We start from the raw sequence: 26,086 nt of genomic DNA, 5'->3' as shown, positions 1-26,086 counted from the left end.
AGTCTTTGCCCTGCCGGGTTTTTGATGCTTTTGATTTTCCCTTCATCGGCATATTTTCTCAACGTATTTGGATGTAGACCCAGAAATTCGACCGCTTTCCTGAGTGGTATGTATGCCATGTCTTAAACTATAGCATACATTAGCATTTGTCAACAAAACTTACACTGTTGAGTAACCTCTGGATAGTCGGCGGTATATTCCGGTAGCTGGAGAGGCAAACCGGCACCGGAAATGATTAAGTTAACCCCTTGGCTGGCTGCTGTACGAACTAGAGTTTCATAATCTCGTGCCACCACCATCAGATTCACACCAATAATGCCATTGGGACTCAGTTGGCGAGCTTTGTTGATTTCATCAGGAGGATTTAAACAAATCTTAAGGTCGTTTAATGACTAATTAGATATATAATCATAGAGTCGATATTTTTCAACTTCAGCAACCCAATCTGTTTTTTTTACTAGGATTAGGAGTGTTCAATGTTAAGTAATGTCGGAAACTTAGATCGAATCATTCGCTTCTTATTAGCAGCAATTTTTCTGTATAGCGGTTTGAGTCTCTACTCAGGTACCGCCTTGGGAATTGGATTAGATGTTGCTTCAGTGTTGCTCATCATCAGTGGTTTAATGGGTTTTTGCGGGATCTATCGTTTGTTAGGGATTAACACTTGCAAGCCTCAAAATTAGTGGCTCTCAAACAGAAGTCAAAAATAGAGACTTCCCCCAAATTTTATCAACAGAAAAAATAAAAGTTAACTCAACTCTAAATCGGAGAATGATCATGAAAATTGCTGTCACCAGTCAAAATAAAACATCTATTACCGAACATAGCGGACATTGCCGTAAGTTTTGGATTTACGAGATTAACGAGGGTGAAATTCTGGGCAAGAACTTGTTAGAATTATCCCCTGAACAATCGTTTCATAATAGTTCTGCCAACGAACCCCATCCTTTAGATGATGTGCAGGTTTTGATTTCTGGAGGCATGGGAAAAGGTTTAGTAAGACGGTTAGAAGGAAAAACAATTGAAGCGATTATTACTAAAGAAACCGATTTAGATAAAGCTGTGAATGCCTATCTTGATGGTTCTTTAATTAGGGAAGAACCCCAATGTCACGAACATGAAGGTGAACATCAACATGAACATCAACATGAACATCAACATGAACATCAACATCAACACGGTCATCAATGTGAATTAGAAAGCCGCAATTAAAAAGATCAAAACCCGGGTTTCAAGTTAAAATTCAAGCATTTTCTATGGCCTCTATATCTTCTGTGAAACCTAGTCTTGTTAATCTATCTCCTCTGGAATTCACTCAGTTATCTCATCCGCCTTTACTGATTGATGTTCGCAGTCAGTTAGAGTATGTCACAGGTCATGCTCCTAATGCCATCAATCTAAGTTTACCTCGACTATTGATGGCAAGAATTTATGGACTTCGTAACTGGATTTTACCTCAATGGTTTCGAGATTTATCCCCTGATCAACCGATTGCTGTTATTTGTTTAACATCTCACCGCAGTCCTATAGCGGGCGATTGTCTAATTCAGTTAGGATTTACAGAGGTATTCAATATTACAGGTGGTATGGTAGAATGGCAACAATGGAAACTAGAAATAGTTAAGGATAAGCCTTAATTATTAAAGGGTGGGAGATATTTTATCTCCTACCAACTCTTAACAAAACTGCTTTCCAACAGAGTTAATTGCAGAGCGTATTCGCTCTGATTAGCCAACAAAAATCCAAAAATTTTCAATCACACTGTTTATAGAATCATGTGGGCTAGTTCAATTACCGCTTATTTTCATTACTTAGGATTTATGTTAGCGTTTGCGGCACTCACTGTAGAGGCTTTCAACTTAAAAAAAGAAATCACTCTTGATGAAGCGAAACGAGTGGCTTTTGCTGATGCTGCGTATGGAATAGCAGCAACGATAATTCTGATTACAGGAATCTTGAGAGTTTTATACTTTGGGAAAGGAACAGATTATTACCTAAATAATCCATTCTTTTACGCAAAAATGGGAATATTTATCCTCGTTAGTTTATTATCATTGTATCCTACATTTACCTTTATTTTATGGTTTAAAGATTTACAAAATGGTAAAGCTCCTTGCTTAGAATCTTCCAAACTGAATCGACTATCCTGGTTAATTAAAGGAGAATTAGTTTGTTTTACATTTTTACCTTTATTCGCGGCAATTATGGCTCGAATTAGTTAATAAATCAACGGAGAAAAATTATGCAGCTTTCCAAAAATAATTTACCGGAAAAACAAAACCAAATCTATGATGTTATTGTGATTGGTGGCGGTGCTGGAGGACTTTCGGCAGGAATTTATTTACAACGTTATCGCCTTTCTAGTTTAATTATTGATAAAGGCAAAGCTCGGTCATTTTGGATGCAGGAATTACATAATTATTTAGGTTTACCTCCTGACACGCCAGGGCGAGTTTTATTACAACGGGGAAAAGAACATTATGCCAGTTTAGATGGGGATTTTCTCAACGGTTTTGTTGAAGAAGTCATCGATGAAGGAGAAACCTTTGCTGTTAAAGTCAAAGTCGGTCGTCAAAATAGTATTGAAGCGGTGTTTCGTTCAAAATACTTAATTGCAGCAAGTGGAATTATTGATTATTTACCCCCCTTAGATGATATGCGAAATGTTTACGAATATGCGGGTTATAACCTGCACGTTTGTATGGTCTGTGATGGATATGAAATGATTGATAAAAAATGTGGTTTCTTTGCTGGGAGTGAAGCCGCAATTGAAGAAATGGTGTTTAATTTAAGTTGGTTTACCCCTTATATTACTATTTTTACGCATGGAGCATTTACCATTAGTGAACCTCTAAGAAATAAATTAAAAGAATATGGTTATCCAATCATAGAAACCCCCATTCATCAATTTATCGGAAAAAATCATCAAATGACCGGAGTTGAGTTAACCAATGGAACCTTAATTGAGTTAGAAACTGGATTAATTTCAATGGGATCTCGCTATCATAATACCTATCTCAAAGATATTAATCTGGAACTACAAGGAAATAACTTACTCACTGATAAAATGTGTCGAACTTCTCACCCTAGAATTTTTGCAATTGGGGATTTAAAAGTTGGGTTAAATCAAGTTATAATAGCAGCAGGAGATGGAGCGTTAGCTGCTACAGCAATTTGGCGAGAAATTCGTCGGACAACCGGAGCAAGACCTTGGCTAGAAAATTTGCCTAATCCTGCTATTTAATGCTGATTTAGTTATCCCTTAAACCCAGTACATCATCAGGAGATTTATCAAATATGTCTCAATCTTTAGCAACTAAAATTTTAGATTACAATAGCGATACTTACCGTGATAGTTTTAGCCGGATTAACGGAATTGTGATTGAAGGTGAACAGGAAGCTTATGATAATTTTATCAGTTTGGCTGAACTTTTGCCCGAATTTTCCCAAGAATTAATTCAGTTAGGCAAAATGGAACGGGGTCATCGTAAAAGTTTTGAAGCTTGTGGAAAAAACCTTGATGTTATTCCTGATTTAGAAATGGCAAAAGACTTTTTTGCCGATTTGCGTCAACTGTTTAAAACGGCGGAAATTCAACAGAAAATAGCAACCTGTTTATTAATTCAATCTTTAGTTATTGAATGTTTTGCGATCGCAGCTTACCATAACTATATCCCAGTTGCGGATAATTTTGCTCGAAAAATTACTCAATCCGTTGTTAAAGATGAATACAGTCATCTCAACTTTGGCAGTATTTGGTTAAAACAACATTTTACCGAGGTCAAAAGCGAAATAGAAATCGCAAATCGTCAAATTCTACCGATTATTTTGCGGATGCTGAATCAAGTTGAATCTGATGTCAAAGCATTAGGAATGAACAAACTTGAAATCGTCGAAGAATTCATGGTTAATTATGGAGAAGCCTTACATCAAATGGGCTTCAAAACCACCGAAATTCTCCGGTTATCCAGCCAAGCTTTAACCGCTTAAAACTCAATAATTTTTCTCCCCCTTCGTAGTAAGCCCTTCAGGGCTTAGAAGCGTGAACACTATCCTCGTAGGGTGCGTAAGTTTGGAACCCACGCACCCATTAAATAAACTATAAAACCTATCCCCGTAGGGTGCGTAAGTTTGGAACCCACGCACCCATTAAATAACTATAAAACCTATCCCCGTAGGGTGCGTAAGTTTGAAACGCACGCACCCATTAAATAACTATAAAACCAAACAAAGCTAATCATTTTCTTCTCATCTATTCAAAAGAACCATAAAAAGAATAAGAACTACCAGAACCCAAAATTTGTAAATTCCAGTGTTTAAAATCCGTCGGATTTAAACAATAATTCCCTCTCCCTTGTAAAATTAGTCGAAATCGGCTATCGCTACCTATCCCCGGCGAAAATATCCCATTTCCTGCAACTTTTCCTTCCATTCTTAACTCTTTATACAGTCGTGAATCGGGAGTAGGCTTGTCATAAAAATCCGTTCCAAAAGCTATCATTTTTTCAGGGAGGGTAAACGACAGATTACCCGTTTTACCCGTCTCATCCACCAAACGGAAATTCCAAGACCGTTTATTTTTAGAATGAAATAAGCGATAAGTTTCAGAATTAGATGAAATTCCTTTAACGATATCCAACCCTGCTGCTGTTAAATAAAGGTTAGCCGAGGGAGAAAACTTTAATTGATTGAGGTCTTCAACTTGTGAAGAGTCTAGGTTTTCAGTACGTTGATACCATTCTCCAGCATATCCACAACAAGCACAAGCATAAGCTTTGGTTGGCGACATAACAAAAATTGCCAATGCAGTCAGAATAGCAAATCCAAAAATGATAAAATTGCGAAGTTTATTATTCATACAATTTTGATGTTTTTAATGAAAAGAACAGAATTTAATTCATTGTCTCTTGATTAGGTTTGGGAAAACCCCCCTTTTGATAGATAGCAATTTGTTCAGGAGTTTGTAAATCCATAAAATCTGCTAACACACTATAGGTAACACATCGGACTTCCGGTTGACCACAAACCGCCTCAGCAAAACGAAATAGCGCTTTCCAGTAAGCACCCTGATTCCAATCGGAAAAATGATGACCGATATGTACAGGCGCACGATTTCCTAAATAGTTACTCTGGAAATATTTTAGATAGGTTTGAAACATATCCTCTTCATAACGTTTGGCATTACTAGAATTTGGTTTTGCCTTAGAATGGAGATAATAAAAGTTATAATCCATCGATAAAACATTTTTGCGAGTCATCGCTGTTGTGACAGAAGCCAGAGGGAAATTCCAAACCCCATTTTCCAGTTTCGGCCAATAATTCGCGGCGGCGACTCGACTGGTATCATAACGAAATCCTCTTTTTTTCAAGGTTTTGTATAAACCCGGACTTTGACCCAACTCAGGAGCACGAAATCCTTGAATTTCACTGACATCAAATACCAAAGACCCTTTTAAATTATTGATTTTGTAAGCATTAAAAATAAATTGATTAAAATAGTCAAATTCTCGCGTCCAGTCCGCCTCACTCCAGCGACTCCCATCAAAATGACCCACCGCATGGGAGCCAATTTCATGACCCTCTTGGTAGGCTTTATTCAACTGTTCCAGGCGCAGATTAATCTCTGCGGGAGTGCCACCCCAACCAATGGCAGACCGTCCCCGACCTTTTCCCCCAGGAGGGGTATAGAGATTGCGTTTCTCATTATTGACAAAGTAAACCCCGCTAATAAAATAGGTAAAGTGAGCCTTAATGTTTTTTTTCGACATACTTTGAGTGAAATTGCGAGATTTTTTCCACGCATCCAGGGAACGGGAACCATCAAAAGCCAGTAGAACAAACTGAGGCGGACGACCGACCGGGGTAATCAGTTTTTTATCCTGCATCATTTTATACAGTAACCGGGCATTCTGGCGAGTTGACACACAAGTGCTGCTATCGTTAGCGTTGTCACAGGTTGGGATAAGCTCTTTAGGAAAAGGCCCTAACGCTTCATTTCCCTCAACGCAGTAGCCCAGAATTTGATTGAAGCGACTCCCATCGGGACAACGTTCTTGTCCATAGGCTTTGAGGAACAAGGCTTCTGGCCATTGTTGGGTATTACAAACACTCCCCCCATTCAAGCCTTGACATTTTTGTACCATGCGCTGGGTAAACGGGCCGAAAGCATTTTCACCGTTAGAATAAAAGTAACCTCCTAAACCATTCACGGGTTTTTCTTGGATAAGTTCGGGTGGTTTCGGTGTTGGGGAGACTTCTACATTAACGGAACTCCCGCAACCCCACAATATTAAGGATGAACTAATATAAATAAAGCATTGATAAAACCCTTTTGACATTTTTAACACCCTGAGCCACTTCTGCAAGAAACTACCAAATTTTACCTTATTTGTAGTAAGCCCTTCAGGGCTTTGAGTCCTGAAGGACTCACTACAAAGTAGTAAGCCCTTCAGGGCTTTGAGTCCTTTAGGACTCACTACGAACTGTTAGAATTAATTTAAAAATAACTTGATTTTCAAAACGATGATTGCTAATCAACACGAAACTTATATTTCTCCAGAAGATTATCTAGCAAGGGAAGAAACCAGCCCTATCAAACACGAATATATTGACGGACAAGTTTATGCAATGGCAGGAGCAAGTGATGCCCATGTTACCATTTGCTTAAACTTAGCTTCAGCCTTAAGAAATCATGTTCGAGGGCGGGGTTGTCGTGTCTATATGTCCGATATGAAAGCCCAAATCGATACAGCTAATATTTATTATTATCCTGATATTTTAGTGACTTGTGATATCACAGATCGAGAATTAACAAATTATAAAAAATATCCTTGTTTAATTGTTGAAGTTTTATCCCCAAAAACAGAAGCCTTTGATCGAGGTGACAAGTTTGCTGACTATCAACAATTAGAAACGTTGCAAGAATATATTTTAATTAACCAAAAACGTCAGCGTGTAGACTGTTTTCGTCGAAATAGTGAGGGTTTTTGGGTTTTGCAATTTTACCATCCAGGGAGTGAAATTCATCTAACAAGTATTGATTTCCGTACTCCTATTGAGACTTTATATGAGGATGTCATGTTTGAAGATAATACTGTTCAATAACATTAAATTCATTTCAAGTATGGAGTCAGTTAGAAACCGGGTTTCTCAATCAACTCTAAGTATAGCCATTTTCATACAGGACAGAAACCCGGTTTCTTGACCTGATATAGCGATAAATTGTGGAATCTGTTAGACTGATGTACAGAATAGAAAGGGAGTCAAACTCAATGACAACGATTCAATTAATGACAATAAAGTCCCTTTATGAACAGGATTTTTATGAGTGGCTACAAACCAATATAAGTTTATTAAAAGAGGGGAATTTTGCAGATATAGATTTAGAAAATATCCTAGAGGAACTGGAAAGTATGGGGAGAAGCGAAAAAAATGCTTTAAAAAGTAATCTGAGAATACTTCTCATGCACTTACTCAAGTATAAATATCAGCCAGAGAAACGAACAAATAGTTGGCGTTACACCATTACAGAACATCGGATACGCCTCGGAGATACTTTCAAAACCAGTCCGAGTTTATATCGTTTTTTTGAAGAGATTTTTAATGAATCTTATCAAAATGCACGAAAATTAGCCTCCGATGAAACAGGTTTATCAATTAATGAATTTCCCCCAGAGTCTCCCTTTACTTTAGAAGAAGTTCTTAACCCTGATTTTTTACCCTCTGATAAGAATTGACCTAAAAATGATCAGTAGAAGAACCCTCTTATAGTAATTCTTTGTTATATAAGATACAGATAACCCTATCAAGCTTTTGTTAAATTGGGTTGAAATCACAAAACTCTCTTTTAAATAGGAGGGATGCTAGGTTCTGCCCTTGGTAGTACAATAGTTTTTTCTGATAATGAAGACAATGTGCAAGTTAAGCTTGAATCAAAAGAGATTGAACAAATTGCAGTAGATAACTTGGCAGCGATATGGGGCTTATCAAAATAGAGGAATATATTATGCAACTACTCGAAACTAACACAACCCAAAAACGCACTTATACCCCGGAAGAATACCTCACCCTTGAGGAAACCGCAGACTATAAAAGCGAATATCACGATGGAGAAATTATACCGATGACGAGTGGCACCACTAACCACAACCAAATTGCAGGAAACTTTTACAAAAAATTCCCTTTAACTATCAAAGAACAAAAATATCGGCTATTTATTGGGGACGTTCGCCTCTGGATACCCGCCACCCGACGCTATGTTTATCCTGATGTGATGGTAATCCAGGGAAAGCCTATTTACCAAGGAAAAAATACCACCACTGTCACTAACCCCACCATTATCGTCGAGGTTTTATCAAAATCAACCGAAGGTTACGATAAAACTGATAAATTTCGCTTTTATCGCTCTATTCCCACATTTCAAGAATATATTTTAATTGACCAAAATGCTTATTATTTGGAACACTATTCAAAAATCGGGGAAAAACAATGGAGATTTACCGAATATGACTCAGAGCAGGATGTGATCTCTCTGAGTTGTGTTGAATTCCAATTTACTTTAAGCGAACTTTATGAACAAGTAGATTTTTCGGAAATTGAAAAGTAGTAAGCCCTTCAGGGCTTTAAGCCATGAACACCTTACAAAAGTAGTAAGCCCTTCAGGGCTTTGAGTCCTGAAGGACTCACTACGAAGTGTTAAATTATGATAACGTTGCTCGTTTGATTCCTATATGGTTATATAATCTCCATGAGTTCGCAAATCTGAAGAGAAACTGAGGGTTTCAGGAGGAAAGCAAATGCGGATCATGTTGATTCAGCCGAATTATCACTCTGGCGGGGCTGAAATTGCCGGAAATTGGCCTGCGAGTTGGGCTCCTTATGTGGGGGGTGCGTTGAAAACCGCAGGGTTTACCGACATCGAATTTGTCGATGCGATGAGTAACTTTATTGAAGATGACGAATTAGCGAAAATTTTGCAAGATCGTCAACCGGATGTGGTCTTAGCAACGGCCATTACTCCGATGATTTATAAGTCTCAAAGTACCCTGAAATTAGTTAAACAAATTTGCCCGAATGCGAAGGCAATTATGGGCGGTGTTCACCCCACTTATATGTATCGGGAAGTGTTGAGTGAAGCGCCTTGGGTGGATTATATTATTCGGGGAGAAGGGGAAGAAATAACGGTTAATTTATTAAGAGCGATCGCCAACGGAACTGATAAAATAGACCGTCAAACTATCTTAGGAATTGCCTTTTTAGATGAAGGGAGAGTAGTCGCTACTCCGGCCCATCCTCCAATTAAAGATTTAAACACTTTAACCCCAGATTGGAGTTTATTAGATTGGGATAAATATATTTATACTCCTCTCAATACGAGAGTTGCGGTTCCCAATTATTCCAGAGGTTGTCCCTTCCGGTGTCGGTTTTGTTGTCAATGGAAATTCTGGCGCAAATATCGCTCTCGGTCGCCGAAACATTTTGTGGATGAAATTGAAACCTTAGTCAAAGATCATAAGATTGGATTTTTCATTTTAGCCGATGAAGAACCCACAATTAATAAATCTCGATTTGTGGCATTATGCAATGAATTAATTGATCGCAATTTAGGGGTACATTGGGGAATTAATACGCGGGTTACGGATATTTTCAGAGATGAACAAGAACTCCCGTTATATCGCAAAGCGGGATTAGTTCATGTGTCATTAGGAACGGAAGCTGCGGCTCAATTAAACCTGAATTTGTTCCGTAAAGAAACGACAATTGCGGATAATAAAAGAGCCGTTCAATTGTTGCGAGAAAATGGGATTTTGGCGGAAGTTCAGTTTATTATGGGATTACCCAATGAAACCCCAGAAACCATTTTAGAATCCTATCGCATGGCGCGAGATTGGAAAGCGGATATGACCAATTGGAATATGTATACTCCTTGGCCGTTTTCTGAACTGTTCCAAGATTTAGCAGATAAAGTGGAAATTCGGGATTATTCTCATTATAATTTCGTCACTCCTATTATCAAACCCGATAATATGACGCGGGAAGAAGTTCTCAAAGGTGTGCTGCAAAATTATGCCCGGTTTTACTCTTGGAAGTTTCTGGAATATTGGTTTGAAAAAGATCCGTTTAAACGCCGTTATTTACTCGGTTGTCTTTGGGCATTTGTAAAAACAACGTTTAATAAACGCTTCTATAATTTAAGCCGAGTTAAACAAAAAGGATTGCATACTGAGGTTGAATTTGGCTTTGATGAATCTAAGATTTTAAGTGCTGAACAGATGGCACAATTTAAACAGCATACTCCCGCAGATATAGACTCTATCGGCACAATTTCAGCCTGTGGTGCTCCCAATGATTTATCTGAATGTGACAGCTATACGAAAATTCAACAAAAACATGATATAATTCAAGTAGCTGTGATTGAAGATGAAGAGGAAACCCGTCTGAACCTACGGAAAAATTTGCGATCGCAACCCGGAATAGAAGTCGCTAGTGAAGCCACAAATGCTGAAACAGGCTTGGTTTTACTCGAATCGATTGATGTTGATGTTGCGGTGGTTGATAGCACTCTACCGGATATGAATTTGGTCAAGTTTATTCGCATGGCGCGAAAAGTTCAAGGAAATTCCTATGTAATTCCCTCCAAAATTTTAGTTTTGGTAACGCCTGACCAAGAATCAATTCTATCAGAGGCGTTAGAAGCAGGGGCAAATGGCTTTTGTTTGAAAGATGCACCCATTCAAAAACTCGCCAATGCGGTGCAAACACTTTATCATCAAGGGAGTTATCAAGACCCAGCTATTACCCCTTTGATGTTAACTCCCATAACCCCAGGATAAATTTTGCATTAAACTCAAACAAAGGGAACTAGCTTACTGATCAAAATCCTGCCATTCAGGAACAGCATAAAGGGGGATATTAAATCTAAAAATTTTGTTAGGGAGGGAAAGAGTTTCAGAAATTTCTGTTATCTTAAAATCCACCGAGATTAACCCCATCGATTGATAAAACATTTATTTGGTTGAGGAAATTTTCATGACATCTCAAGTCGCAACTTCACCGGAAAATGAACCGAAGTTAAACGGTTTAACAGTTGCGTTTTTCACTGCTATCCATGCTTTAGCATTATTCGCGCCTTGGTGTTTTTCTTGGTCAGCTTTAGGAATCACAATATTTCTACACTGGTTTTTTGGCAGTATTGGTATTTGTTTAGGCTACCATCGTTTATTAAGCCATCGCAGTTTTAAAGTTCCCCAATGGTTAGAATATGTAATTACTTTAATTGGGGTTTGTGCATTACAAGGAGGCCCGATTTTTTGGGTCGCCGGACACCGTTTGCATCATGCTTATACCGAAGATGAAGATAAAGATCCTTACTCCGCCCGCCGAGGATTTTGGTGGAGTCATATGTTATGGATTTTCTACCCTCGTCAAACCTTTTTTGATGCTGACCATTACAAACGATTTGCCCCTGATTTAACACGAGATCCGTTTTATTGTTGGTTAGATCGTTATCATCTGTTACTGCAAATTCCCATTGCTGTGCTACTGTATAGCATTGGTGGCTGGTCATGGTTGGTGTATGGTGTATTTTTACGGGCTGTGTTGTTATGGCATAGTACCTGGTTTATTAACTCCGTGACCCATATGTGGGGATACCGCACCTTTGACACTGAGGATAATTCTCGGAATCTTTGGTGGGCGGCAATTTTCACCTATGGAGAAGGATGGCATAATAACCATCACGCCTATCCTAATGTGGCGAAAGCGGGCTGGAAATGGTGGGAAATTGATATGACTTGGTGGTCAATTTGGGTATTAAAAACCGTTGGTTTAGCCCAAAAAGTGATTTTACCTCCAACTCAACGGGCGACGGAAACCTAAATTAACCGTGATCTCCTTTGGGAGTAGGGGGCGAGAAAACCTCGCCCCTACAAATCGTTTCAAGGGGGCACATTTGGCTTAATCTGGATTAGAGAATCTATTCAGTCCCCTATGCCAATGTTAGAGCAAGCCAACGAATTATTTAAACAGGGAATTTCCTACTATCAAACAGGTCAATATCAAGCGGCTTTGTCCTGTTGGCAACAAGCACTCCAATCTTATCGAAATCTACAGGAGCGTAAACGGGAAGGGGCAGCCTGGGGTAATTTAGGCGTTGTTCATGAAGCTTTATTAAGCCCCGAACTTGCGATTAATTGCTATCAACAACATTTAGCTATCTCCCGTGAAATTGATGACCCCAAAGGCGAACTGAATGCTTTAGTTAATCTCACTAATATTTATTATAATTTAAAAGACTATACCAACGCTCTCAACTATCAAAATCAACGGTTAGAACTAGCCCGTCAATTGTTAGACCCCCACACAGAAGAACAGACTTTTTCAGTCTTAGGAAAAATTTATCTAGCTCAAGAACAATGGGAACAGGCTATTGATGCTTATCAACATCAATTAACCCTCGCCCAAGCTCATCAAAATTATCCCAGTCAAGGCAGTGCTTTTAATCATTTAAAATTAATCTATGAACAGTTAGAACAATGGGAGAAAGTTCAAGTTTATTGTCAACAACATCAAGCTATTTTACGACCGTTTTTAACTGAAAATCCTGGGAATATTTTACAGCAAGCCGAAATCATTGGATTAGACCCCTTAATTGATTTTGCGGGAATGGATTTAAGTGATCTTGATTTTAATTATGCGGATTTACGAGAAGCAAACCTAGAACAAACCAACCTGAGTTATGCCAATTTAACGTTAGCAGATTTGAGTGGAGCTAATTTAAAAGCCGCTAATTTAAACCATGCTATTTTGACCAATTCTAATTTACGGGATACCGATTTAAGTAATTCTAATTTAATTGAAGCTGATTTACGCACCAAAATGCCAAGGACGAATTTAAGTTATGCTAATTTAACCAAAGCCGACTTCATGAGTGCCTATTTACCCCATGCTAATTTAAGTTATGCCAATCTCACCGACGCCAATTTTCAATATGCGGAGTTAACCGGGGTCAACTTAACCGGGGCCAACTTAACCGGGGCCAATTTTAGCCGCGCCGAGATGAAAGACGCAAACGTAGAAAACGTTAATTTTACCCATGCTTTGGGAATTTCCAGCCGAATTAAATCCGAGTTAGTCAAACGAGGGGCAATTTTTGAGGAAAATGAAGATTAGGTTGGTGGAAATCCATGAATATCCGGGTTTACCCTGTGATTTTCAATTATAACCATTGACTTATATCAATAAACCTAACAATCAAAATTCCTATGACTGGTGTAGAAGGACTTTGGCCCCATAATCTTAGCCCAAATCGCTTGGCGGTATTAGAACGCAAACTTGTCCTGTGGTTACAGGAACAACCCCTACCCGCCGATATTCACGAAATGGCACTCCACTATAATAGCCATGAAGATTTGCAATTATTAACCCAAAAAGCAGCGACTCATGGTTGTCATTTTTCGGTTTTGCAAACAACTGTTCAATTGGTTATATCCGCGCCAACCGATAATTTTTTAGAGTTAGCGGAATTAGCCGGTTTAAATCCCTTCAAAGATTTTGCGGAAGGGAGACTATTAGGCGTTAATTTCAGAGGATTAAATTTAAGTGGTGCAAAGCTGGCAAAGGCTTATTTACGAGGAGCAGATTTAACCGATATTGATTTAACATTTGCCGATTTAAGCAATGCCAATTTAGGGGGGGCTGATTTAAGTGGAGCATTATTAAGTGATGCGAATTTAACAGGAGCAGATTTGCATCGGGTGAGTTTAGCATTAGCCAATTTAAGCTGGGCAAATTTAACCCATGCGAATTTAGAAGAAGCCAATTTAAGTAACTGCAATTTAAGCGATGCTGATTTAAGGGGAGCTTGTTTAAAAAATGCCGATTTATATCGAGCGGGATTAGCTTTAACCAATTTAGCCGGGGTAGATTTTACCGGAGCAAATGTTAAAGAAGCTCGACTCTGGCATGATGCTGGAATTCCTCAAGTTGTGAAAGAAGATTTAATCAAAAGGGGAGCAATTTTTGATGAAAAGATAGAAAATATAAAACGAGATTAACTCAATTTTTCTCCGCTACAATTGTAAGGGCGAGGTAATCTCGCCCCTACACAGGGATTATCGAACAAGAAAAGCTCTTTGAATATTATTATAGAGAGTGATGACAATCTACTCGATAAAGAAATTGCTATGTTTGATGCCCTAAGTGAACGCTTTGAATCTGCCTGGAAGAAACTCCGAGGTCAGGATAAAATTAGTGAGTCTAATATTCAAGATGCCTTAAAAGAAGTCCGTCGCGCTCTTCTGGAAGCGGATGTTAACCTGCAAGTCGTCAAAGAATTTGTCGCCGAAGTTGGGGAAAAAGCCCAGGGGGCGCAGGTCGTGTCTGGTGTGCGACCGGGGGAACAGTTCGTTAAGATTGTCCATGATGAATTAGTCAATGTGATGGGGGAAAGTAACGTTCCCCTTGCTCAAGCGGACACGGCTCCAACAATTATTTTAATGGCGGGGTTACAAGGGACGGGAAAAACCACCGCAACGGCTAAATTAGCTCTGCATTTAAGAAAAGAAAATCGCACCGCTTTATTAGTCGCAACGGACATTTATCGACCTGCTGCAATTAATCAATTAATCACATTAGGAAAACAAATTAACGTTCCTGTCTTTGAAATGGGAACCGATACAGACCCGGTAGAAATTGCCCGTCAAGGGGTAGAATATGCCCGAAATCAAGATATTGATACGGTGATTATTGACACCGCCGGACGTCTGCAAATCGACCAAGATATGATGGCGGAATTAGCGCAAATTAAAGAAACCATTGAACCCCATGAAACCCTGTTAGTGGTGGATGCCATGACGGGTCAAGAAGCCGCTAATTTAACCCGCACTTTTAACGAGCAAGTGGGGATAACCGGAGCTATTTTAACCAAGATGGATGGGGATAGTCGTGGCGGGGCGGCGCTATCAATTCGTCGGGTATCGGGGGCTCCGATTAAATTTGTTGGGGTGGGGGAAAAAGTCGAAGCTTTACAACCGTTTTATCCTGAACGAGTTGCTTCTCGAATTTTAGGCATGGGTGATATTTTAACCTTAGTTGAAAAAGCCCAAGAGGAATTCGACTTGGCAGATGCCGAGAAAATGCAGGAAAAAATTGTTACGGCAAAATTTGATTTTACCGACTTCCTGCGTCAAACTCGAATGATGAAAAATATGGGGTCTTTGGGGGGATTAATTAAGTTAATTCCGGGGATGAATAAGATTTCCCAAGACCAATTAGACCAGGGAGAAGCGCAACTCAAACGCTCAGAAGCGATGATTAATTCTATGACCGTTGATGAACGCAAAAACCCCGATTTATTAGCCAGTTCTCCCTCCCGTCGCAAACGCATTGCGAAAGGTTCAGGAGTGCTAGAAAAAGATGTAATGAAGTTAGTCAGTGACTTCCAAAAAATGCGGGTGATGATGCAACAAATGAGTCAAGGAATGATGCCCGGTATGGGGATGCCCGGTATGGGAATGCCCGGTATGGGTGGTATGGGAGGGATGAGAGGCGGTTATCCAGGGGCCCCTAAAGCTAAGAAAAAGAAAGAGAAAAAGAAAAAAGGTTTCGGACAACTTTAACCTTTCCCCTCGTTCCAAGGTTCTACCTTGGAATGCCAACCGGAGGCTCTGCCTCCGATTATTATTATGGGATTAAATAATCTATTAAAATAGCCAGTATTTAGGGTTCATTTTTATAAAATCCAATTCATTAAGGTTGAGACTTTAATGTAATCACAGTGACTTCTGGCGGACAATTCCAACGTCCGGGTAAATAGGTTCCTAAACCGCGATTTACATACAGATAATTCCTACCAACTTGATGTAATCCTGATGCCCAATTCCAATGTTTATAAACTGATTTACAATTAGAAATAAAAGGAATCCACCGCCGGAAAGGTTTAGGAATACGGCGACGAATGGGAGGTAAAAAAGAAGGAAGTACCCCGATTTTAGGTAATACAATTTGACCGCCGTGAGTATGACCCGATAGTTGTAAATCAACTCGCCATTGTTTTAAAATTTCGGCAGTATCAGGGTTATGACTTAAAATAATTCTAGGGATGGTTTCATCTAAGGTATTCATTATCGGTTGAGGTTGGAATTGTTTTGATTTTAAATCTCCTAACCCAACTAAGGCAAGTTCTGAACCAAAAGGATAAACCACTTGATTACAAAGTACCTGAATTCCAATTTGATTTAAAGCCTCAGTAACGATTGTTTTAGAATGATGATAATAATGATCATGGTTGCCTAAAACCGCATAAATTCCTGATTTACTGGATAATTGTTTAAGGTAAGTTGTCAGTTGAGTAATCGGTTTAGGATCATGGGTGACATAATCCCCCGTTAATACAATTAAATCAGGTTTTGCTACATTGGTAACAGCGATCGCTTCTTTTAACAATTGTTTAGATAATCGCAACCCATCATAATGAAAATCCGACATCTGTACAATTCTAATCCCCTTTACTTGAGGCGGTAGATTAGCAATAGTAACGGTTAATCGTTCTACCTTTAACTTTCCTGTTAACAGTGGATACATTGAGTTAACCTTAAATGTTCAACTTCAGTGTAGCGCACCCCCAAAATTAGCTAATATGAAATCCTGAAATTGATACTACAAATAATTCAATAAACCCCCTGTAGAGACGTTGCATGCAACGTCTCTACAGGGGACGGATGCGTAGTAAATATTTAAAGATTTTATATAAAAGTTGGGCAAAATCAATATTTAATAACTTCTATTATAGTTAATATTCTAGGGAGCGAGGAGGCTCCCACTATCAGAATGTCATGATTTTTTTATCATCAATTTAGAGGGAGGGTTATTCCGGCAGGAAACGGATTTGTTTCTCCTTGACAAACCCAAGCTGCCCAAAAATAAGGATGATTTAAAACTTGAGTATTAGGATTATTATTGATATAATTAGGGTTCCAATTCAATTTTATTTCGAGTTCTTCTAAAATCTCTTGACCTAAAGGAAATTGTTGTAATTCTTTAATTGTAACAGAACGAATATAATTTTGAGCCGTTGTTAACGCTTCATACCGACCATAACCGGATTTTAATAAATCTAAGAATTGATTCATTAATAAAATACTGGCTTTTGTTGGAACAGACCATAAACTCATCACTAATGTTTTACAACCTGCAACAGCAAAAGCCCGACGTAATCCAAATACTCCCTCACCAATTTTAACATCTCCTAACCCACTTTCACAAGCAATTAATATCGTTAATTCATTTTGCCATAAATCCAAAACTGCCACATCTTGGGCGAATAAAAATCCTTTTCCCGCTTCGGGGGGTAAATCTCCTCCTAATTTCCAAGTATTAGCGCCTGCTAAGGCTAAACCGGAACGCATTAGGGAGTTATCAATAGAAGTAGAAGAAAAGCGATCGCGATTCCTTAAACCTTGAATTTGCTCCCCTCTAACTCCACTTAATAAAGGGGGAATAGATGAATTTTTCGTTTCGGAATTATCGATAATTTTTTGAACAATAGGAATAAACTTCTGTAACAAAGTTGCTGTATTGATATCGCCCTGTTTTTCAAAAATATCAATAACAGTTTCCATGCAATTGATTAAAGTTTGATTTAATAAATTAGGCTGATTCTGTAAAATCTCCTCTTCCTTACCATTGGGAGATTGCAATAATAATAGAATTAACTTAAAATAAGGATTATCCCCAGAATTAAAATAACCGTGAGTGGCAATTAACAAAATATTAGGACAATTCAAACGACCGAACAAGGGTTCTAAAGCTTGTTGTTGCAAATAAGGTTTAACGCCTAATTTTTCCGCTACGGTTTCCGCTAATACTCCCGTTTCGGGAACTGGATCAAAATAGTCCCCACCCAAACGTTTAATCACATCATTCGTAGTAAGCCCTTCAGGGCTTTTCTGAGGGCTGAAGCCCTCACTACTAGATAAATTAAAATTAGTAGTAAGCCCTTCAGGGCTTTTCTGAGGGCTGAAGCCCTCACTACTAGATAAATTAAAATTAGTAGTAAGCCCTTCAGGGCTTTTTTGAGGGCTGAAGCCCTCACTACTAGATAAATTAAAGTCAGGATCAGCCACAATAAAAGGAGGAGACGCAGGACGTTCTGTTTGAACTGTTCCCCGCAGAATATCTCGCCCTGCACTCAAATAACTAATTTGATAGCGATCCATTAATAGCTGTTTTCCACTATTATCTAACGGTAAAATTCCAAAGGGAACTAGACTTAATTCAGCATCGGGGGCAATAATTAAATGGGAATATTCGGCTAAATTCACCTGTTCTAAAATAGGGTTATAAATCGCCTCTCGTAATTTTATCCCCGCTTCTTGATAAGATATTTGTTGAGCAGGTTGTCCTTTATGGCGTACCCCTAAATCTTTGAATCTCAGTTCAGATATCGTTTCTCGAAATACCTTAATTAACCGTTCAATGGGTTCCGCATCTCCTAATAAAATCATCTGCACTGCATCGGGTTGTTGAGCAGGTAAAACAAAAGCCAAATATTGAGCAGGTTGCCATTGATCTGCTTTAAAATTATAAACACGAAACCGTACAAACTCCACTAATGCAGAACCTTCGGGTAATGCCAACGCCACCGCCCGTCTATCGGTTTCTTGGTCTTGCAGTTGAATTTCCGGCACTTGGGAAGCGAGTTGTTTTTCGATTTGTTCACACTCCTGTTGTAATTCTGTGACTAATTGTTGATGTTCACGACGACGGAGGCGATACTGTTCTTGGGGTTCTTGGGGTTGGATGAAAGGCGGATCAAACATGAGATGGGTTAACTGTTCTCGCAAGGATCGTAACCGTTGAAATTCCGGTTGCAGGTGGGAATAGCGTTCACTATAAATGGCAAAATTAAACGCAGCTAAGGCAGTAGCGGTAATACATTTACGTTGAAGAACAACGTCTAAGGCGATTTTTACAACTTCGGGAGAGTCGGGAAAATAAGTTGAAATTAAGGAAAGGAAGGCATCAAAATTATGTCTAATATTGTCGATATAGGTAAGGCGATCGCGTTCTGAACTATAAGCAAAATTAGCGCGCAAAAGGCGATCATCCATTGTCATTGCTTGCTGCATTAATTCTAACGCTTCCGTTGGGCGATCGCTTTTAATCAATAAGAGTGCTAAATTATTCAGGTTTAATACAATCTGAGGGTGTTCGCCTTCAAACAGTCGTTGCGTCATGGCTAAGGCTTGCTGGTATAAAGGTTCGGCTTGACTTAGCTTGCCTTGGGACTGGTAGAGCAGTGCTAAATTATTCAGGCTTAATGCAATATGAGGGTGGTCGCCTTCAAACAGTTGTTGGAACATGGCTAAGGCTTGCTGGTATAAAGGTTCGGCTTGACTTAGCTTGCCTTGGGACTGGTAGAGCAGTGCTAAATTATTCAGGCTTAATGCAATATGAGGGTGGTCGCCTTCAAACAGTTGTTGGAACATGGCTAAGGCTTGCTGGTGTAAAGGTTCGGCTTGACTTAGCTTGCCTTGGGAATAGTAGAGTTCTGCTAAATTATTCAGGCTTATAGCAATATTAGGGTGGTCGCCTTTAAACAGTCGTTGCCACATGGCTAAGGCTTGCTGGTATAAAGGTTCGGCTTGACTTAGCTTGCCTTGGGAATAGTAGAGTTCTGCTAAATTATTCAGGCTTATAGCAATATTAGGGTGGTCGCCTTTAAACAGTCGTTGCCACATGGCTAAGGCTTGCTGGTGTAAAGGTTCGGCTTGACTCAGCTTGCCTTGGGACTTGTAGAGTCCTGCTAAATTATTCAGGCTTCCTGCAAGGTCAGGGTGGTCGCCTTTAAACAGTCGTTGCCTCATGGCTAAGGCTTGCTGGTGTAAAGGTTCGGGTTGAACATTTCTCTAAATAGGTTAACAATTCAAAGAGATGTTCATGATCCAGTTCTAAGGCTTCCTTTTGACTTTCTGCTAACCAATTTAAAGACGGTTTATCGGGAGTAATAACCGCTAAAATTTGTTCTTGTCCCTCCTCCGTTGCGGTAAAAGCCGGATAAGGAGACGGGGGATATTGAGGTAAAGTAATCTCTCCACCTTTCACCTGAAATTCTGGAGCATATTCTGAGGGACAGATACAACACATTCCCCCCGATGGTTCCCGCTCTAATAATATCAAATGTCCGGGTTGATCTAAATCAACTTTAAACAAAATATCGCTACCCTTGGAAACCTCATTGAGATAAGGGCTAGGGGTTTTATGTCGCATTCCCAAATTTCCCACATTCCCCGCTCTAACCGCCCCCATTTTATTCTTAGCGGTTATTTTTGTTTTTAATTGATTCCAAAGGGTTTGTTTTAACCATTGAGGATAAACGATTTCTTCCAACCACTGTTTAGCAATTGGACATTTATCTTTATGCGCTCCATTAAAATCACAGCCCTCAAGTTTCATTTTGGGGAATATTTTTTTACTTAAATAATCTGTAAAAATCCGTTTAACATACTCTTCCTGAGACTCTATTGACTTGTCTAAGCTTAAATTTTCTTTCAAAACATCAGCCAAAGCATTATTTTCTAAATCATCATTGCTACGGAGAAATCGTTCAATAAATACTAATTTACATCTATCCTTAAACCCCCATTCTTGGGTTATTTCTTCAAGGAATTGTTTTTCATTGTCTTGATATTGGGTAGAAAGCATAAATTCCCTCCATTGCTCACTATTTTCTGGTTGTCATTCTGAGCGAAGCGAAGAATCTCACTACATTCAGGATGACAATTCGCTTGTCATTATCTTTAAAATAGATCAGATTTCAAAATTAATCAATAGGTTTAACTGATCATTCTATTTGATTCTAGTTCGTTCTATTTGATGCTAGTTAATTATATTAATTCTAGCTTTCTACTTAATTCTATTTCCTGCAATTTACAGGTCAGTTTAAACCGAATAAATTAGGGGCATAGACCACTTGAGGACAAAAGAATGCTTCTGAAAAAAGCCCCTGAAAAACTAACCCTAGATTCCTTTAACCTGGTAACGTGCTGTGATCAACGGTTTTGGAATGCTGCTGCTAAACTGTTGGAAAATCCCAAAATCATGAGATGGGTTTTAGCAGGTGCACTGTCTCCTGAACAGGCACAAAACGAGTTGCAGCAGTGGCAGAAACAGTGGCAAAAATATGGCTATGGTAACTATTTTGTTACCGATAAACAGGGGGAATGGTTGTTAGGTTTTGTGAAAATCTATAATAGCGATCGCTCTCCTTTCGCCCAACTGGGTTATGCCGTTGACACTCCCTATCAAGGTCGTGGCTTAGGGACAAAATTTGCAAACGCCGCCATTAATATTGCCTTTGAAATCTTAAACCAACCCCAATTATCAGCTTATGCACGAGTCCAAAACCACCCTTCACGGCGAATTTTAGAAAAAGTTGGTTTTCGCTGCAACAACGATAATTTGTTGATTGATAATCGGGACTATTGCCAATATAGCTTAACCCAAGAACGCTATTTTCAAATGTTAGCTATTCGTCAAGCGTCTTAAGTGAACCATTGGGGGATATTTCAACCTATCCCCCTTTTTTAATCATTGATTTAGAGGAGAATAAAATTATGCCTTGCAATTTTAACAATAATTATCCCTGTGGCGTTTCCCCCTGTTCTCAAAATAGAACTTGCCCCTATTCCTATCCTTGCCCTCAACGAGATTATCGCTATAATCAAGATTGGGGTAATCTATTCTGGTTAGTTCTAAGCTTAGTATTAATGGTTTGGACTGTTAATGCCATTGTAGAAATGCGTTATTCTTCATCAAAATCAGACTCAGAATTAAAGCTTCAATATGTTGAAGATCGTTAAAAGTTTAGTGGTGCGTGCGCTGCGCTTACGCACCCTACTTGTTTTTTGGATCTGGTCTAAGAATGCGGTGCAAATCTAAACTCGGAGGTTGAACAATGGTTTGAGTTAACATATCGTGGATTTGTCCGCGATGGTGGGTTTGATGATTAAAAAAGTGCATGATTAAGATATCGATGGGATCATCATGAATATTTCCAGCATTGTTGCGATAACGAATGGTTTGATCAAAGCGAGTTTCATCAAATTGTTGAAAAAATGCCTCAATTTTAGCGTCTTCTTGTTGACGAGCTTGCCATAAGTGATCAAAATCTTGATACAGAATAGCATCCAACCCCGTCGAGGTGATTTCACCGCCTGAAAATCGAGTCATCCAGATGCGATCGCCCACCAAAATATGATTTAATGTATTATGAATACTCTTAAAAAAAGCAGGTCGAATTTGTTGACGTTCTGCATCGGTTAATTCTGCACAAGCTGAATATAAACGTTGATTCGCTAAGGTATTATAACAAGCTAAACGTTGAAAATGACTAATTAAAGGATGAACCATACAATCCAGAATTTTAACGTTAAAGGAAGAAAAAAATATTGTTTACAACTGTGATTATACCGTGATCACCATCACATTTCCTAGACCACAAGATCACCTTTTCCTTACCCTGCTATCACTACATTCTAGTTATCTCAGTCACAAATTCTACTCGAAGAAATCACTTTAAAGCTTTTGTAAAATCACGCCTGATTTGTAAAAAATCGGTAAAGATTAGGGTGTTGAGTTTAGCTTAAATTCCCATGGTTCCGAAAGTTCAACTTTTACAATCTGCTCTCAGCGATTTATTCGCCCAGGCGAACACGACAGGTCACTTAACCCTCGCTGATCGTTATGGATTAATGGCAGCCATTTTAGATGAATCTCTTTCAGAGGAAGAGAGGCGCTGCATTGATCGATTGCTCAGAGCAGTTTCTCGCGGAAGAATCAAAATTGTTGATGATCTTTCTAGTTTACAATAATTAACATCCCCCTTTTTGTCCATCGGGCATCGTCGCCCCGCAAAAATTAGCTCCTTGTAATTTAGCATTATTGAGGTTAGCATTTAATAAATTCGCATTATTAAATTGAGCTTCTTCTAAAAACGCTTGATAAAGATCAGACCACGATAAATCAGCACCCTTTAAATTGGCCTTTCTTAAGGTTGTGCTCTGGAATTTTGTATCCCTTAAATCAGCCCCCGATAAGTCCGCTTCAATTAAATTTGCTGAACTTAAATCCGCCCCTTTTAAATTTGCTCCTCTCAAGTTGGCTTTTTGTAAATTAGCTCCTAATAAATCAGCCCCTTCTAACTTCGCTTCTGCTAAATTTGCTGAACTCAAATCACATTGTTGACATTCATTGGTACTAATTAATCGTTCCACATCACTTTTTCGTTCTGCTAAAACCGGAAGACTCACTCCTAAACCCATTAAACCCATAACAACAATTAGCAACAATTGGGGATTTCTAAGCACAGGGTTGAGCCAGTTTTGCTCCCGTTGAAATAATCCAAAATTCTGAAGTTTCATAACTTTTTAGGAAAAACGATTAACAAAAGTACGCTTTTTTGCTATTCTAAACGATTGTTCTATCATTGCTAAAGTTATGTCTGCGCCCGTTAGCGCCCCTACGATCACCTCCTTTCCCTTAACTGCGGTCATCGGACAAGATGCCATTAAACTCGCGTTGTTACTGGCGGCGGTTGACCCCGGTTTGGGTGGCGTGGTCATTGCTGGCAGACGGGGAACGGCTAAATCCGTTATGGCGCGGGCGTTACACGCTTTATTACCGCCGATAGAAATTGTTAAAGGCTCTATTGCCAACGTTGCACCCGTTGACGAGAACCAACCCACTGAAATTATCCCCGCCACGTTTGTGCAAATTCCGTTAGGAATTACCGAAGATCGATTAGTGGGTTCGGTGGATTTAGAACAGTCGGTAAAACAAGGACAAACGGTGTTTCAACCCGGACTTTTAGCCACAGCAAACCGAGGGGTTTTATATGTGGATGAAATTAATTTGTTAGATGATAATATTGCCAATTTATTATTAACAGTTTTAACAGAAGGACGGAATTTAATTGAACGGGAAGGGATTAGTTTTGAACATCCTTGTAAACCATTATTTATCGCTACATTTAACCCAGAAGAAGGGCCTCTGCGAGATCATTTATTAGATAGAATTGCGATCGCTTTATCCGCCGATGGAGTGCTGAGTTTAGATGAACGAGTGCAAGCGGTGGATCAAGTGATGGATTATGCGCGATCGCCCCAGGATTTCCTAACTCAATATAACCAAGAATTAGATGATCTGAAAACCCAAATTATTTTAGCTCGTGAATGGTTAAAAGATGTAGTAATTACCCCTGACCAAATCTTATATTTAGTTCAAGAAGCGGTGCGGGGAGGAGTCCAAGGTCATCGAGCAGAATTGTTTGCGGTGCGGGTAGCTAAAGCTTCGGCTGCTTTAGAAGGACGGACAACGGTAAGTGCTGACGATTTACGCCGAGCCGTCGAACTTGTGATTGTTCCCCGTGCTAAAATTGTGCCACCTCCCGAACAACAACAACAGCAACCCCCGCCACCTCCACCGCCTCAAGATCAATCTCCCGAAGACCAAGAGGAGGAAGAGGAAGACGACGAAGATCAACCCGACCCCCCGGAAGAAGAGGAGGCGACTATCCCCGAAGAGTTTATTTTCGACCCGGAAGGGGTGATCCTCGATGATAGCGTCTTGTATTTTACCCAAATGGCGAACCGTCAAGGGAAATCGGGCAGCCGCAGCGTGATTTTTTCCGATGACAGGGGGCGATACATTAAGCCGGTTTTACCCAAAGGGAAAGTCCAAAGAATTGCCGTTGATGCGACGTTACGGGCGGCGGCTCCCTATCAACAAGCCCGACGTCTGCGGGAACCGGGGCGAAAAGTCATTGTCGAACAAGGGGATATTCGCGCCAAACGGTTAGCCCGCAAGTCTGGGGCGTTAGTGGTGTTTGTGGTGGATGCGTCGGGTTCAATGGCGCTTAACCGGATGCAATCGGCAAAGGGAGCCGTGTTACAACTGTTAACGGAAGCCTACCAAAGTCGGGATCAGGTGTCATTAATTCCCTTCCGAGGGGAACAGGCGGAGGTGTTGTTACCCCCCACTCGTTCCATTGCTGCGGCACGAAAACGGCTAGAACGCTTACCCTGTGGGGGTGGGTCGCCTTTAGCGCATGGGTTAACCCAGGCGGTGAGAGTCGGGGTGAATGCGAAACAGTCGGGGGATATTGGTCAAGTGGTGATTGTGGCCATTACCGACGGACGGGGGAATATTCCCTTATCTCGGTCTTTGGGAGAACCGCAAATTGAAGGAGAAAAACCGGATATTAAGAAAGAACTATTAGAAATTGCGGGAAAAATTCGCGGGTTAGGAATTCAATTGTTAGTGATAGATACCGAAAGTAAATTCATTTCTACCGGGTTCGCCAAGGAGTTAGCAAAAACGGCTGGAGGGAAATATTATCACCTTCCTAAAGCGACGGATCAAGCGATCGCAGCCATGACCCAAAATGCCTTAAGAGATGCGATCGGTTCTTAAAGGTTTGTTCCCCGTGTCTCGCGGGGAATGCTTGTTTAAGGCTCTGCATTTCCATAAGATAAAGGAACTTTTATTATGAGCTTATTTGATCGCGTTAATAGATTAGTTAAAGCTAACCTTAATGATTTAACAGCACAAGCAAAAGATCCTGAGAAATTTTTAAATTCAACCCTTGCTGAAATGCAAGAAGATTTAGTGAAAATGCGTCAAGCGGTCGAGCACACCACTGCTGTTATAAAACGAACTGAACTAGAATATGAGGAAGCTAATTCTAAAGCTAATAAATTGCATAGCCGTGCAGAATTAGCATTAAAGGAAGGAAATGAGGATTTAGCCAGGAAAGAGTTAGAAAAAAAGGTTCCAGAACGTAAAATTGCAGAAAAATCTAAAAAAATTCTGGAAGAGAAAACACAAGAATTAGAAGTATTTAAGCGTACTGTGAAGCAATTAGAAAATAAAATTGCAGAAGTAAAATCACAAATTAATTATGGCTCTCCTGAATAAATAGTGTAAAATGTAGCGTAAGCTACGTTTTACACTCCGACTGAATATGGACTTTCAATTAGAACGCTTGCTCAACCTCCCGAATATTACGGTGTTCAGTTGCCAAGAACAA

General features: G+C 39.6%; 29 protein-coding genes. 20 read left to right on the top strand and 9 right to left on the bottom strand.

The window, feature by feature from the left end:
• Positions 1–119: MerR family DNA-binding transcriptional regulator (locus H6G57_RS29830; RefSeq protein ID WP_375539509.1), on the bottom strand; the 119-nt coding region annotated here is incomplete at its 3' end.
• Between the two features lie 30 nt (positions 120–149).
• Positions 150–299: a hypothetical protein gene (locus H6G57_RS27740; protein WP_199314469.1), complete on the bottom strand. Its 150-nt coding sequence runs from the start codon at positions 297–299 to the stop codon at positions 150–152.
• Between the two features lie 177 nt (positions 300–476).
• Here H6G57_RS27740 and H6G57_RS27735 point away from each other — a divergent pair, with 177 nt between their 5' ends.
• The 6 genes from H6G57_RS27735 to H6G57_RS27710 all read left to right on the top strand — a co-directional run bounded on the left by H6G57_RS27735 (position 477) and on the right by H6G57_RS27710 (position 3,990).
• Positions 477–683 (top strand): DUF2892 domain-containing protein, encoded by a 207-nt coding sequence (locus H6G57_RS27735; RefSeq protein WP_190524906.1) that lies wholly within the window; start codon positions 477–479, stop codon positions 681–683.
• 94 nt (positions 684–777) lie between these two features.
• A complete protein-coding gene (locus H6G57_RS27730) occupies positions 778–1,212 on the top strand; it encodes a NifB/NifX family molybdenum-iron cluster-binding protein (protein ID WP_190524905.1) in 435 nt (144 codons plus the stop codon).
• A gap of 44 nt (positions 1,213–1,256) precedes the next feature.
• On the top strand, positions 1,257–1,637 hold the full coding sequence (locus H6G57_RS27725) for a rhodanese-like domain-containing protein (protein WP_190524903.1): 381 nt from the start codon (positions 1,257–1,259) through the stop codon (positions 1,635–1,637).
• A gap of 138 nt (positions 1,638–1,775) precedes the next feature.
• Positions 1,776–2,222 carry a DUF2214 family protein gene (locus H6G57_RS27720; RefSeq protein ID WP_190524902.1) on the top strand — a complete coding sequence of 149 codons (447 nt, stop codon included), beginning with the start codon at positions 1,776–1,778 and terminating at the stop codon, positions 2,220–2,222.
• A gap of 20 nt (positions 2,223–2,242) precedes the next feature.
• Entirely contained in the window at positions 2,243–3,244 is a 1,002-nt protein-coding gene (locus tag H6G57_RS27715; RefSeq protein ID WP_190524901.1) for an NAD(P)/FAD-dependent oxidoreductase, read from the top strand.
• Between the two features lie 53 nt (positions 3,245–3,297).
• Positions 3,298–3,990: an aldehyde oxygenase (deformylating) gene (locus H6G57_RS27710; protein ID WP_190524900.1), complete on the top strand. Its 693-nt coding sequence runs from the start codon at positions 3,298–3,300 to the stop codon at positions 3,988–3,990.
• 262 nt (positions 3,991–4,252) lie between these two features.
• On the opposite strand, the gene H6G57_RS27705 is transcribed toward H6G57_RS27710, so the two are convergent.
• The gene (locus tag H6G57_RS27705) at positions 4,253–4,858 is read right to left on the bottom strand and encodes a hypothetical protein (RefSeq protein ID WP_190524899.1); all 606 of its coding nucleotides are present in this window, start codon (positions 4,856–4,858) and stop codon (positions 4,253–4,255) included.
• 34 nt (positions 4,859–4,892) lie between these two features.
• Positions 4,893–6,338 (bottom strand): polysaccharide deacetylase family protein, encoded by a 1,446-nt coding sequence (locus H6G57_RS27700; protein WP_190524898.1) that lies wholly within the window; start codon positions 6,336–6,338, stop codon positions 4,893–4,895.
• Between the two features lie 184 nt (positions 6,339–6,522).
• Here H6G57_RS27700 and H6G57_RS27695 point away from each other — a divergent pair, with 184 nt between their 5' ends.
• The 9 genes from H6G57_RS27695 to ffh all read left to right on the top strand — a co-directional run bounded on the left by H6G57_RS27695 (position 6,523) and on the right by ffh (position 15,617).
• A complete protein-coding gene (locus H6G57_RS27695; RefSeq protein WP_190524897.1) occupies positions 6,523–7,104 on the top strand; it encodes a Uma2 family endonuclease in 582 nt (193 codons plus the stop codon).
• 167 nt (positions 7,105–7,271) lie between these two features.
• On the top strand, positions 7,272–7,736 hold the full coding sequence (locus H6G57_RS27690; protein ID WP_190524896.1) for a DUF29 domain-containing protein: 465 nt from the start codon (positions 7,272–7,274) through the stop codon (positions 7,734–7,736).
• A 123-nt stretch (positions 7,737–7,859) separates the two neighbouring features.
• The gene (locus tag H6G57_RS29525; protein ID WP_255528413.1) at positions 7,860–7,994 is read left to right on the top strand and encodes a hypothetical protein; all 135 of its coding nucleotides are present in this window, start codon (positions 7,860–7,862) and stop codon (positions 7,992–7,994) included.
• An 11-nt stretch (positions 7,995–8,005) separates the two neighbouring features.
• Complete coding sequence (locus tag H6G57_RS27685; RefSeq protein ID WP_190524895.1) at positions 8,006–8,605, top strand: Uma2 family endonuclease; 600 nt, start codon at positions 8,006–8,008, stop codon at positions 8,603–8,605.
• A gap of 190 nt (positions 8,606–8,795) precedes the next feature.
• Positions 8,796–10,832, top strand: a complete 2,037-nt coding sequence (gene bchE, locus H6G57_RS27680) for a magnesium-protoporphyrin IX monomethyl ester anaerobic oxidative cyclase (protein WP_190524894.1) — start codon at positions 8,796–8,798, stop codon at positions 10,830–10,832.
• A 196-nt stretch (positions 10,833–11,028) separates the two neighbouring features.
• Positions 11,029–11,877 carry a fatty acid desaturase gene (locus H6G57_RS27675; protein WP_190524892.1) on the top strand — a complete coding sequence of 283 codons (849 nt, stop codon included), beginning with the start codon at positions 11,029–11,031 and terminating at the stop codon, positions 11,875–11,877.
• Between the two features lie 111 nt (positions 11,878–11,988).
• Entirely contained in the window at positions 11,989–13,170 is a 1,182-nt protein-coding gene (locus H6G57_RS27670; protein ID WP_242049114.1) for a pentapeptide repeat-containing protein, read from the top strand.
• Between the two features lie 92 nt (positions 13,171–13,262).
• Positions 13,263–14,054, top strand: coding sequence for a pentapeptide repeat-containing protein (locus H6G57_RS27665; protein WP_190524890.1), 792 nt, complete (start codon positions 13,263–13,265; stop codon positions 14,052–14,054).
• 129 nt (positions 14,055–14,183) lie between these two features.
• On the top strand, positions 14,184–15,617 hold the full coding sequence (ffh, locus tag H6G57_RS27660) for a signal recognition particle protein (protein ID WP_190524910.1): 1,434 nt from the start codon (positions 14,184–14,186) through the stop codon (positions 15,615–15,617).
• A gap of 130 nt (positions 15,618–15,747) precedes the next feature.
• On the opposite strand, the gene H6G57_RS27655 is transcribed toward ffh, so the two are convergent.
• The 3 genes from H6G57_RS27655 to H6G57_RS27635 all read right to left on the bottom strand — a co-directional run bounded on the left by H6G57_RS27655 (position 15,748) and on the right by H6G57_RS27635 (position 20,703).
• Complete coding sequence (locus H6G57_RS27655) at positions 15,748–16,581, bottom strand: metallophosphoesterase (protein ID WP_190524888.1); 834 nt, start codon at positions 16,579–16,581, stop codon at positions 15,748–15,750.
• A gap of 266 nt (positions 16,582–16,847) precedes the next feature.
• Positions 16,848–19,865: a tetratricopeptide repeat protein gene (locus tag H6G57_RS29280; protein WP_242049113.1), complete on the bottom strand. Its 3,018-nt coding sequence runs from the start codon at positions 19,863–19,865 to the stop codon at positions 16,848–16,850.
• A complete protein-coding gene (locus H6G57_RS27635) occupies positions 19,846–20,703 on the bottom strand; it encodes a DUF4384 domain-containing protein (RefSeq protein ID WP_190524886.1) in 858 nt (285 codons plus the stop codon). Before H6G57_RS27635 ends, H6G57_RS29280 begins: the two co-directional genes overlap by 20 nt.
• A 282-nt stretch (positions 20,704–20,985) precedes the next feature.
• Here H6G57_RS27635 and H6G57_RS27630 point away from each other — a divergent pair, with 282 nt between their 5' ends.
• Complete coding sequence (locus tag H6G57_RS27630; RefSeq protein ID WP_190524884.1) at positions 20,986–21,546, top strand: GNAT family N-acetyltransferase; 561 nt, start codon at positions 20,986–20,988, stop codon at positions 21,544–21,546.
• Positions 21,547–21,614: 68 nt separating this feature from the next.
• Entirely contained in the window at positions 21,615–21,860 is a 246-nt protein-coding gene (locus H6G57_RS27625) for a hypothetical protein (protein ID WP_190524882.1), read from the top strand.
• A gap of 34 nt (positions 21,861–21,894) precedes the next feature.
• On the opposite strand, the gene H6G57_RS27620 is transcribed toward H6G57_RS27625, so the two are convergent.
• Positions 21,895–22,410, bottom strand: coding sequence for a DinB family protein (locus H6G57_RS27620; RefSeq protein WP_190524880.1), 516 nt, complete (start codon positions 22,408–22,410; stop codon positions 21,895–21,897).
• A 242-nt stretch (positions 22,411–22,652) separates the two neighbouring features.
• Between H6G57_RS27620 and H6G57_RS27615 the strand changes: the two genes are divergently transcribed.
• The gene (locus H6G57_RS27615) at positions 22,653–22,871 is read left to right on the top strand and encodes a hypothetical protein (RefSeq protein ID WP_190524878.1); all 219 of its coding nucleotides are present in this window, start codon (positions 22,653–22,655) and stop codon (positions 22,869–22,871) included.
• Here the strand turns inward: H6G57_RS27615 and H6G57_RS27610 are convergent, their stop codons facing one another.
• Complete coding sequence (locus tag H6G57_RS27610) at positions 22,872–23,420, bottom strand: pentapeptide repeat-containing protein (protein WP_190524876.1); 549 nt, start codon at positions 23,418–23,420, stop codon at positions 22,872–22,874.
• A gap of 76 nt (positions 23,421–23,496) precedes the next feature.
• On the opposite strand from H6G57_RS27610, the gene bchD reads away from it, so the two are divergent.
• Together bchD and H6G57_RS27600 are read left to right on the top strand one after the other, a co-directional pair.
• Positions 23,497–25,470, top strand: a complete 1,974-nt coding sequence (gene bchD, locus H6G57_RS27605; RefSeq protein WP_190524874.1) for a magnesium chelatase ATPase subunit D — start codon at positions 23,497–23,499, stop codon at positions 25,468–25,470.
• A gap of 75 nt (positions 25,471–25,545) precedes the next feature.
• Complete coding sequence (locus H6G57_RS27600) at positions 25,546–25,974, top strand: PspA/IM30 family protein (protein WP_190524872.1); 429 nt, start codon at positions 25,546–25,548, stop codon at positions 25,972–25,974.
• Positions 25,975–26,086: the final 112 nt, after the last annotated feature.

Origin of the sequence: Planktothrix sp. FACHB-1365 (assembly GCF_014697575.1) — a bacterium.
Taxonomy (GTDB): Bacteria; Cyanobacteriota; Cyanobacteriia; order Cyanobacteriales; family Microcoleaceae; genus Planktothrix.
Note: the sequence above shows the minus strand (reverse complement) of the source record. Positions and strands in the feature narration are given on the sequence as shown.

Coding starts and splice junctions, on each gene's coding strand:
- H6G57_RS27735 (WP_190524906.1), top strand. CDS start 477: ATGTTAAGTAATGTCGGAAACTTAGATCGAATCATTCGCTTCTTATTA.
- H6G57_RS27710 (WP_190524900.1), top strand. CDS start 3,298: ATGTCTCAATCTTTAGCAACTAAAATTTTAGATTACAATAGCGATACT.
- H6G57_RS27700 (WP_190524898.1), bottom strand. CDS start 6,338: ATGTCAAAAGGGTTTTATCAATGCTTTATTTATATTAGTTCATCCTTA.
- H6G57_RS27665 (WP_190524890.1), top strand. CDS start 13,263: ATGACTGGTGTAGAAGGACTTTGGCCCCATAATCTTAGCCCAAATCGC.
- H6G57_RS27690 (WP_190524896.1), top strand. CDS start 7,272: ATGACAACGATTCAATTAATGACAATAAAGTCCCTTTATGAACAGGAT.
- H6G57_RS27625 (WP_190524882.1), top strand. CDS start 21,615: ATGCCTTGCAATTTTAACAATAATTATCCCTGTGGCGTTTCCCCCTGT.
- H6G57_RS27615 (WP_190524878.1), top strand. CDS start 22,653: ATGGTTCCGAAAGTTCAACTTTTACAATCTGCTCTCAGCGATTTATTC.
- H6G57_RS27715 (WP_190524901.1), top strand. CDS start 2,243: ATGCAGCTTTCCAAAAATAATTTACCGGAAAAACAAAACCAAATCTAT.
- H6G57_RS27630 (WP_190524884.1), top strand. CDS start 20,986: ATGCTTCTGAAAAAAGCCCCTGAAAAACTAACCCTAGATTCCTTTAAC.
- H6G57_RS27730 (WP_190524905.1), top strand. CDS start 778: ATGAAAATTGCTGTCACCAGTCAAAATAAAACATCTATTACCGAACAT.
- H6G57_RS27610 (WP_190524876.1), bottom strand. CDS start 23,420: ATGAAACTTCAGAATTTTGGATTATTTCAACGGGAGCAAAACTGGCTC.
- H6G57_RS27675 (WP_190524892.1), top strand. CDS start 11,029: ATGACATCTCAAGTCGCAACTTCACCGGAAAATGAACCGAAGTTAAAC.
- H6G57_RS27600 (WP_190524872.1), top strand. CDS start 25,546: ATGAGCTTATTTGATCGCGTTAATAGATTAGTTAAAGCTAACCTTAAT.
- bchE (WP_190524894.1), top strand. CDS start 8,796: ATGCGGATCATGTTGATTCAGCCGAATTATCACTCTGGCGGGGCTGAA.
- H6G57_RS27695 (WP_190524897.1), top strand. CDS start 6,523: ATGATTGCTAATCAACACGAAACTTATATTTCTCCAGAAGATTATCTA.
- H6G57_RS27705 (WP_190524899.1), bottom strand. CDS start 4,858: ATGAATAATAAACTTCGCAATTTTATCATTTTTGGATTTGCTATTCTG.
- H6G57_RS29525 (WP_255528413.1), top strand. CDS start 7,860: ATGCTAGGTTCTGCCCTTGGTAGTACAATAGTTTTTTCTGATAATGAA.
- H6G57_RS27620 (WP_190524880.1), bottom strand. CDS start 22,410: ATGGTTCATCCTTTAATTAGTCATTTTCAACGTTTAGCTTGTTATAAT.
- H6G57_RS27725 (WP_190524903.1), top strand. CDS start 1,257: ATGGCCTCTATATCTTCTGTGAAACCTAGTCTTGTTAATCTATCTCCT.
- ffh (WP_190524910.1), top strand. CDS start 14,184: ATGTTTGATGCCCTAAGTGAACGCTTTGAATCTGCCTGGAAGAAACTC.
- H6G57_RS27685 (WP_190524895.1), top strand. CDS start 8,006: ATGCAACTACTCGAAACTAACACAACCCAAAAACGCACTTATACCCCG.
- H6G57_RS29280 (WP_242049113.1), bottom strand. CDS start 19,865: ATGAGGCAACGACTGTTTAAAGGCGACCACCCTGACCTTGCAGGAAGC.
- bchD (WP_190524874.1), top strand. CDS start 23,497: ATGTCTGCGCCCGTTAGCGCCCCTACGATCACCTCCTTTCCCTTAACT.
- H6G57_RS27720 (WP_190524902.1), top strand. CDS start 1,776: ATGTGGGCTAGTTCAATTACCGCTTATTTTCATTACTTAGGATTTATG.
- H6G57_RS27655 (WP_190524888.1), bottom strand. CDS start 16,581: ATGTATCCACTGTTAACAGGAAAGTTAAAGGTAGAACGATTAACCGTT.
- H6G57_RS27740 (WP_199314469.1), bottom strand. CDS start 299: ATGGTGGTGGCACGAGATTATGAAACTCTAGTTCGTACAGCAGCCAGC.
- H6G57_RS27635 (WP_190524886.1), bottom strand. CDS start 20,703: ATGCTTTCTACCCAATATCAAGACAATGAAAAACAATTCCTTGAAGAA.
- H6G57_RS27670 (WP_242049114.1), top strand. CDS start 11,989: ATGCCAATGTTAGAGCAAGCCAACGAATTATTTAAACAGGGAATTTCC.